Annotated in this window: 8 protein-coding genes and 2 tRNA genes; 6 read left to right on the forward strand and 4 right to left on the reverse strand. The window is 70.6% G+C overall.

Translation table 11 applies throughout. The annotated features are described in order from the left end of the window. Together G6022_RS15010 and G6022_RS15015 are read left to right on the forward strand one after the other, a co-directional pair. A partial coding sequence (locus G6022_RS15010; RefSeq protein WP_182691892.1) for a lycopene cyclase domain-containing protein occupies nt 1–257 on the forward strand: 257 nt, incomplete at its 5' end. Further along, complete coding sequence (locus G6022_RS15015; RefSeq protein WP_182691893.1) at nt 254–1,552, forward strand: prenyltransferase; 1,299 nt, start codon at nt 254–256, stop codon at nt 1,550–1,552. The genes G6022_RS15010 and G6022_RS15015, both read left to right, overlap by 4 nt. Nucleotides 1,553–1,618: 66 nt before the next feature. Here G6022_RS15015 and G6022_RS15020 read toward each other — a convergent pair whose 3' ends face one another. Next, a complete protein-coding gene (locus G6022_RS15020) occupies nt 1,619–2,341 on the reverse strand; it encodes a glycosyltransferase family 2 protein (protein WP_182638648.1) in 723 nt (240 codons plus the stop codon). A 129-nt stretch (nt 2,342–2,470) separates the two neighbouring features. On the opposite strand from G6022_RS15020, the gene G6022_RS15025 reads away from it, so the two are divergent. Continuing rightward, nucleotides 2,471–2,543, forward strand: a tRNA-Thr gene (locus tag G6022_RS15025). A gap of 42 nt (nt 2,544–2,585) precedes the next feature. Next, nucleotides 2,586–2,659, forward strand: a tRNA-Met gene (locus G6022_RS15030). A 64-nt stretch (nt 2,660–2,723) separates the two neighbouring features. Here G6022_RS15030 and G6022_RS15035 read toward each other — a convergent pair. The 3 genes from G6022_RS15035 to G6022_RS15045 are packed head-to-tail and all read right to left on the reverse strand — an operon-like array spanning nt 2,724 to nt 5,880. Then, nucleotides 2,724–4,268 carry a tripartite tricarboxylate transporter permease gene (locus G6022_RS15035; RefSeq protein ID WP_179523177.1) on the reverse strand — a complete coding sequence of 515 codons (1,545 nt, stop codon included), beginning with the start codon at nt 4,266–4,268 and terminating at the stop codon, nt 2,724–2,726. Next, nucleotides 4,256–4,906 (reverse strand): tripartite tricarboxylate transporter TctB family protein, encoded by a 651-nt coding sequence (locus G6022_RS15040; protein WP_182638649.1) that lies wholly within the window; start codon nt 4,904–4,906, stop codon nt 4,256–4,258. The genes G6022_RS15035 and G6022_RS15040 overlap by 13 nt, the downstream gene beginning before the upstream one ends. Next, on the reverse strand, nt 4,903–5,880 hold the full coding sequence (locus G6022_RS15045) for a tripartite tricarboxylate transporter substrate-binding protein (RefSeq protein WP_182638650.1): 978 nt from the start codon (nt 5,878–5,880) through the stop codon (nt 4,903–4,905). Before G6022_RS15045 ends, G6022_RS15040 begins: the two co-directional genes overlap by 4 nt. A 95-nt stretch (nt 5,881–5,975) precedes the next feature. Between G6022_RS15045 and G6022_RS15050 the strand changes: the two genes are divergently transcribed. Then, nucleotides 5,976–7,289, forward strand: coding sequence for an ATP-binding protein (locus tag G6022_RS15050; protein WP_182638651.1), 1,314 nt, complete (start codon nt 5,976–5,978; stop codon nt 7,287–7,289). Further along, the coding region (locus tag G6022_RS15055; RefSeq protein ID WP_182691895.1) for a response regulator at nt 7,286–7,622 on the forward strand (337 nt) is incomplete at its 3' end. The genes G6022_RS15050 and G6022_RS15055, both read left to right, overlap by 4 nt.

Consider the following 7,622-nt stretch of genomic DNA (forward strand, 5'->3'; position numbering starts at 1 on the left):
CCGCCTCCGTGGCGTTGCTGCTCACCTGGGACGTGCTCGGGGTGCGCAGCGGGGTGTTCTTCCGCGGACAGACCGACTTCATGACCGGGCTGCTGGTGGCGCCGGAGATCCCGTTCGAGGAGGTCGTGTTCCTGGCGTTCCTGTCCCACCTCGCGCTGGTGTGCGCGGCGGGGGTCTCGCGCGCGGTCGACCACGCGCGGGACTCCCGGGCGGCCAGGGCGTCCCGGCCCTCCCGGATGACGGGGGAACGCCGGTGACCAGCCTGTACACGACCCTCAACCTCACCATGTCCATCCCCGTGGTGGCCGTGGCCCTCCTCGCGGCCTGGCGCCTGCGCGGGCCCGAGAGACGCCGGTGGCTGATCGGGGTCGGCGGCGCGCTGCTGATCCTCATGATCCTCACCGCGGTCTTCGACAACATCATGATCTCGGCCGGGCTCGTGGCCTATGACGACTCGCTCACCAGCGGCATCCGCCTGGGTGTGGCGCCCATCGAGGACTTCGCCTACGCCGTGGCCGCGGCGGTCTTCGTGCCGTCGGTGTGGGCGTTGCTCACCGCGTCACCCCGGGTCGGGGCCGAGGTGGGGAGCCCGACGGTGTCGGGGAGGGGGGACGCGCTGCTGACGCGCGCCCCGGAGCCCGGCGACGACGACGAGGTCCGCACCCCCGAGCGGCCCGGGACGCCGGGACTGCTCACCACGCTGTTCTGGTCGTCCCGGCCGGTGTCGTGGGTCAACACCGCCGCGCCGTTCGCCCTGGCGTACTTCCTGGCGACCGGGGGGTTCGACCTCGTCGGCGTGATCGGCACGATCTTCTTCCTGGTGCCGTACAACCTCGCGATGTACGGGATCAACGACGTCTTCGACTACGAGTCCGACCTGCGCAACCCCCGCAAGGGCGGGGTCGAGGGGTCGGTGCTCGAGCGGTCCCGTCACACGGCCACCCTCGTGGCCTCGGCGGTGACCACCGTGCCGTTCCTCGTGTACCTGGTGCTGACGGGGACGGTGGAGTCGTCCCTGTGGCTCGCCGCGAGCGCGTTCGCGGTGATCGCCTACAGCGCCAAGGGTCTGCGGTTCAAGGAGATCCCGTTCCTGGACTCGCTCACCTCCGCGTTCCACTTCGTCTCCCCGGCGATCGTCGGCTGGACCATCGCCGGTGCGGAACTGACCGGGGGGGTGTGGGCGTGCCTGATCGCGTTCATGCTGTGGGGTGCGGCCTCGCAGGCCTTCGGGGCCGTGCAGGACGTCCGCTTCGACCGCGAGGCGGACCTGAAGTCCGTCGCCACCGTGCTCGGGGCCCGGGCCGCGGTGTGGTTCGCGCTGGCCTGCTACGCCGCGGCGGTGGTCGCCCTGTTGGCGGCGGCGCCGTGGCCGGCCTCCGGGGCCGCCTTCGCGATCCTGCCGTACCTCGCCACCGTGGCGGCCTATGTCGGGGTGACCGACGCCGATGCCGAGCGCACCAACGAGGGCTGGAAGCGCTTCCTGGTGCTCAACATGTTGGCGGGCTTCTGCGTGACGCAGATCGTGCTGTGGTCGGTGCTCGTCTGGTCCTGACGCCGCTCGCCGCCCCCGCGGTCACGCGACCTCCGGGGCGCGCACGTCGAGGACGCGTCTGAGGCCTCAGCGCTGGACGCGGGCCATCCAGCGTTGCGAGGGCGGGCTGATGCGCCAGTTGCGGGCGATCGTCCGGAACGCGCGGGAGAACCGTCGGCGCATCGCGGCGGGATCGTCGAACGGGCGCGCGGAGATGCCCACGGTGAGCGACCGGTCCACCCGGAGGCGGTCGGCGGCACCGAACTGGAACGACAGGTCGATGTCGTCGTGCAGCTCCGGGTCCGATCGGTTCACCCCGTCCCGCACGCGATCCCAGGCCTCGCGCCGCATCGCCAGGTTCGACCCGAACAGCACCGGGTGCGCCATCGCGGCGCCCACGGAGACGAAGTACGCGTCCATGTAGAGCAGCCGGGCGGCGCGGGCCCGCCAGCCGCTCAGCCCGATGAACTCGCCCGGGCCGGAGATCGCCACGAGCTCGGGGTCCTCGGTGAACGCCTTTTCGATTCGCTGCACCCAGTCCGGGCCCGGGCGGGAGTCCGCGTCCAGGCGGGCGATCACGTCTCCCGAGGCCGAGTCGTAACCGGTGGCCGTGGCCGAGGGGATGCCCCGCACGGCCTCGGTGACCACCCGGGCCCCGGCGTCGCGGGCCACCTCGGCACTGTCGTCGGCGCACCCGTTGTCCACCACCACGATCTCGTCAGGCGGCCTCGTCTGGGAACGCAGGGCCGCGAGGCACCCGGCGAGCTCGTGGGCGTCGTCGAGGACGGGGACGACCACGGAGATGCGCATGCCCCTCATCCTGCCAGCGGGGCGCCGACCCCATCCAACCGGGCGATTTGTGCCCCGTTCGAGCGTGTGTGTAATCTGCTAGAGGCTTTCACCCCGAGCCGCGAAGTGATTCGCGAACCGGAGTGGCCGGCCCCCTTAGCTCAGTCGGTAGAGCGTTTCCATGGTAAGGAAAAGGTCGACGGTTCGATTCCGTCAGGGGGCTCGCACTGTGCGGGGCGGTTCGATCGCCCGACTGGCAGGGCATGCCGGTGTAGCTCAGCTGGTTAGAGCGCACGACTCATAATCGTGAGGTCGGGGGATCGAGTCCCCCCACCGGTACCGATCAGGATCACGAAGGCCGCCCACGTGTCGTGGGCGGCCTTCGTCGTGTCCCGCGGTTCCCTCACCGAGCGGCGGGCTCCACCCGTTCGGCGGCCTCCACGCGCCGACGACGACGGTGCCGGGTGTGCTGGATGATGCTCGCCGCGACGGCCGCCGCCAGCAACGCGTACAGCGTGAGGGTGATGGTCGAGGAGAACAGGATCGACACATCGCCCTCGGACTGCGCGAGCGACCGACGCAGTTCGAGCTCCGCCAGCGGTCCGAGGATCGCTGCGATCAGCACCGGGGCCAGCGGGATCGAGTACCGGCGCATGAGGAATCCCACGATGCCGATCGCGATCACCATCCAGAGATCGAGCGTCGACGAGGAGATCGCGTAGGTGCCGAGCATCGCGATGACCGTCACCCCGGCGTACAGGTAGTGGCGGGGGATCAGCAGCAGCTTCGCCCACACGGCCGCGAACGGCAGGTTGATGATCAACAGGATGATCAGGCCGACGAACAGGCTGGCCAGCAGCGGCCAGACCAGTGCGGCGCTCGTCTCGAACAGCAGGGGACCGGGCTGCATCCCGTACTGCTGGAACGCGGCCAGCATCATGGCGGCGGTCGCCGAGGTCGGCAGGCCCAGGACGAGCAGCGCCCCCATCGCGCTGCCGGCGGTGGCATTGCCCGCGGCCTCGGGTGCGGCGACGCCCTGGAGCGCGCCGCGGGTGCCGAAGTCGGGGTCGTGGCGCCGCGCGGCCAGTGCCTTCTCGGTGCCGTAGGCGAGGAACGTCGGGACCTCGGAGCCGCCGACCGGGATCGTGCCGAAGGGCAGACCGAACGCCGTGCCGCGGAGGAAGGCGGGCACGATTCTGCGCATCTCCTTCCGGGTCGGGAACGGTGAGCCCTCGGTGGTCACCGGACCGCCGATGTGCGCCTCGCGGTGGATCCGCGACGCCTGGTGCAGCACCTCGCCGAGGGCCAGCAGGCCCACGGTGATCACGATGATCGAGATGCCCTCGAACAGGGACGGGTTGTCCAGCGTGAATCGCTGGGTGCCGGTCATCGAGTCGGTTCCGACCAGGGCGAGAGCGAGACCCAGCCCGAGCGCGGCGAGTCCCCTCACGACGGACTCGGCGACCACCGCCGAGATGGCGACGAAGGCGAACACCGCCAGAGCGAAGTACTCCGGTGACGAGAACGCCCGGGCGAGGACGATCAGATAGGGGGAGAACATCACCACGCAGGCGCACGCGATCATGCCGCCCGTGAACGCGCCGATCGCCGAGATCCCCAGGGCCTTGGCCGCCCGGCCGCTCTTGGCCATCCGGTGCCCTTCGAACGTCGTGGCTATGGCGGACGAGTTGCCCGGTGTGTTGAGCAGGATCCCGGAGGTCGAGTCGCCGAACAGTCCGCCGAAGTAGATGCTGGCGAACATGATGAAGGCGCCGGTCGGGTCGAGGGTGAAGGTGACCGGCAGGAGCAGGGCGACCGCCATCGCGGAGCCGAGTCCCGGTAGGACACCGACCGCGGTGCCGAGGAGGGCACCGATCAGCAGGAGGGTGAGGTTCATCGGGGTGAGCACCCCGGCGAGGCCCTCGCCCAGCAGGCTCAGTTGCTCCACGGCACGACTCCTTCGAGGATTCCGGCGGGCAGTCCCAGGCCGAGCCCGGCCGAGAACGCGATCTGGATGACGGAGGCGAAGATCACCGAGACGGCGATGTCGAAGACCGGCCGTCTGCTCCCCAGCGCGCGGCTCACGATCCAGAACAGCGCGCTGGCGGTGACCAGCCAGCCGACGGGCTGGAGCAGGAACGCGAACCCGATGAGGGCGGCGATCACGATTCCGGTGGTGCGGTAGTCGACGGGCACGTACTCCGGGTCGGCGGCGGGTACCGGCGACGTCGTGGTGGGGGAGTCGACGGGGTCGTCGATCGCGGCCAGGTCCTCGAGCATGTCGGTGGACAGTTGACCCATGGTCGAGGTGGCCGCGGTGTGCCGAGGGGTGCGGATGACGTTGATCGCCAGCAGTCCGCCGGTCAGGATCAGGAATCCGGCCACGAGGGCGGGGACGAACCGCGGCCCGGGTGCTCCCACGCCCTCGGGGACATCCATGGTGATGATCTGCACGATCATGAACACTGCGAGCGCGAGTACGCCGGCGGCGAACCCGAGCTCGGTCCGGTCGCGCCACCACCGCCTCCGGTCGCCGGACCGGGCCGGCGGGACCGCCGTGCTCGTCTGGTCGGATAAGAGTGTCATTGTCCCAGCTCCCTGATGATGTCTTCGGTCGTGGCGATCTCCGCGTCGAGGAACCGTGCGAACTCGTCACCTGCCATGAACTCGTCGGTCCAGTTGTTGCGCCCGAGGGTGTCGCGCCACTCGTCGGTCTCGCGCATCTCCGCGATGATCGCGATGAGCTCGTCCCGGACCTCGTCCGGGATGTCCGGTGGGGCGACCAGTCCGCGCCAGTTCGACATGGACACGTCCACTCCCTGTTCGATGAAGGTCGGGGTCGACAGCTCCTCGACCGGGGTCGCCGACGAGACCCCGAGCGCACGGAGCTCGCCCGCCTCGATCTGGGCGTCGAAGTCGTTGGCGCCGGAGATGGCGCCCACCGCGGAGCCGCTGATCATCGATCTCACGACCTCCCCACCACCGGAATAGGCGATGTAGTTGACGAGGGCCGGGTCGATGCCGGCGGCGTCGGCGAGCATGCCGGTGAGCAGATGGTCGATGCTCCCGAGCGACCCGCCCGCGATCGCCATGCCCGGATGCTCACGCCATGCCGCGAGGAACTCGTCGAGGGTCTGGTACGGGGAGTCCTCGGGGACCACCAGCACGTTGTAGTCGTCGGCGAGGCGGGCGATCGGCGTCGTGTCCTCGAGCGTGGCGTCGGAATCCTGCAGGATCACCCCGCCCACCATGACACCGCCGGTGACCAGCAGTGAGTCGGTGCGTCCGGCGAGCTGGACGAACTGGGTCAGTCCGATGGTCCCGGCCGCGCCCGGGACGTTGCGGACCCGCACCGCGTTGACGATCCCGGTGGTCATGAGTGCCTGCTGTGCTTCCCTGCCGAACGTGTCCCACCCGCCCCCGGGGGCGGCCGGTGCGATGATGCTCAGTTGGGTCCGCGGGTTGTCGCCGCCTCCGGATCGGCTGGCGTCGGTCGCCGCGGCCGTGGTGAGCCCGACGGCGAGTACCACGGTCAGGATGCGGGCGAAGGGGTGTCGCATCAACGGTCCTTCCAGGTGGTCGATGGCATGAGCGCCACCGAGGGATGAGCTGAGCATGGATCGGCGACGTGTGATGTGGGGCACAACTAGTCTTTGTGCTCATTGATGCTCACGCCGTCGGGCCGGACGGTGGCGGTGCGGGCGAGGGGAGGAGCGGGGTGGCGCGGTACTCGGAGTGGTTGCTCAGCCGGCGGTTCCGGCTCCTCGTGGTGCTGCTGATCCAGTGCGCTGTCGTGGTGACCTGCGTGGGCCTGACGGCCTTCGCCGCGGCCCGGGCCCAGGAGCGGCAGGTGCGCGAGGCCACGACCGAGCGGGTCCTCGCGGTCGCGCGTAGCCTCGCGGATCTCGACCAGGTGCGGGTGGCCATCGGGCGGGGTGACGCCGAGCAGGAGCTGCAACCGTTGACCGAGCTGATCCAGCAGGCGTCCGGCGTCGACTACGTCGTGATCAGTGACGCGCGGGGGATCCGGATAACCCACCCGGTGGCAGGGGAGCGTGGCCGACCGGTCTCGACCGACCCGTCGGACGTCCTGGCGGGAGCCACCTTCGTCGGCACCGAGGAGGGGACGCTCGGTCCGACCCTGCGTGCCAAGGTGCCCGTGTACCGCGACGGTGACGTGGTCGGCGCGGCATCGGTCGGGGTGCTCGAATCGGAGATCGCCGCCGACCTGCGGTCGAGTCTCACGGCGATGGCACCGTGGGTGTTGCTGGCGGTGCTGGTCGGGCTGACCGGGGCGGCCGGGGTCTCGGCGGCGATCGGCGCCCGGGTCCGCAGGCTGGAGGCGGAGAACGCCGAACTGGGGGAGCAGCGACGGTTGTCCCGGGCTCTGCGCGAGCAGACCCACGAGTTCCGGACCCGCATCCATGCGGTGTACGGGCTGGTCGAGAGCGGCGAGGCCGACGCGGCACTGGACTACCTGGCGGAGCTGGCCCCCATCACCGGTGCGGACACCCGCGACGGGGGCGTCGAGGATCCGCGCCTGCGCGCGGTGTTGGGGGAGATGGCGGCGGAGTACCGGACACAGGGGGGACTGCTGGAGATCGACCCCCTGACCTCGACGAGCGCAGGTGAGCTCGGGGGCGACGACCTCTCGCTCATCGCCAATCTGGTGATCAACGCCGTCGAGGCGGCGGGGCCCGGGGGCCACGTCCAGGTTCTGGTGCTGGCGGACGAGTTCGGCACCGAGGTGGCGGTGGGTGACGACGGGCCGGGCCTGGACCCGGAGGCGCTTCCGACGATGATCGAGCACGGTTACTCCACCAAGGAGCCGGGTGGCCGGAACGCGACGCGCGGCGTGGGCCTGGCGGTGGTCTGGCAGATCGTGCTGGACCGGGATGGTGAGATCGAGGTGGGCAGGTCGCCGGCCGGTGGGGCGCTGGTCACCGTACGGCTGCGGGGGGGACGATGACGGACGAGGGACAGGGCGGCCGCGTCATCCGGACGCTCATCGTCGACGACGATCCCGTCGCGCGGCGCCTGCACAGTCGGTACGTGGAGGGCGTCGCGGGCTTCGGCGTGACCGCCGCGGTCGCCGACGGGCAGGGGGCGGTGGGGTGGGTGGCCGGTGGCGGGATCGACCTGGTGCTACTCGACATCGGCCTGCCGGGGTTCAGCGGGATCGAGGTGCTGCACCGGATCAGGACGATCTCCCGCCGCCCGATCAGTGTGATCGTGGTGAGTTCGTTGCGGGACCGCATCACCGTTCGGCAGGCGCTGTCCGGACAGGTCGCCGGGTATCTGG

This window comes from Dietzia sp. Cai40, assembly GCF_014145165.1.
Taxonomy (GTDB): Bacteria; Actinomycetota; Actinomycetes; order Mycobacteriales; family Mycobacteriaceae; genus Dietzia; species Dietzia natronolimnaea.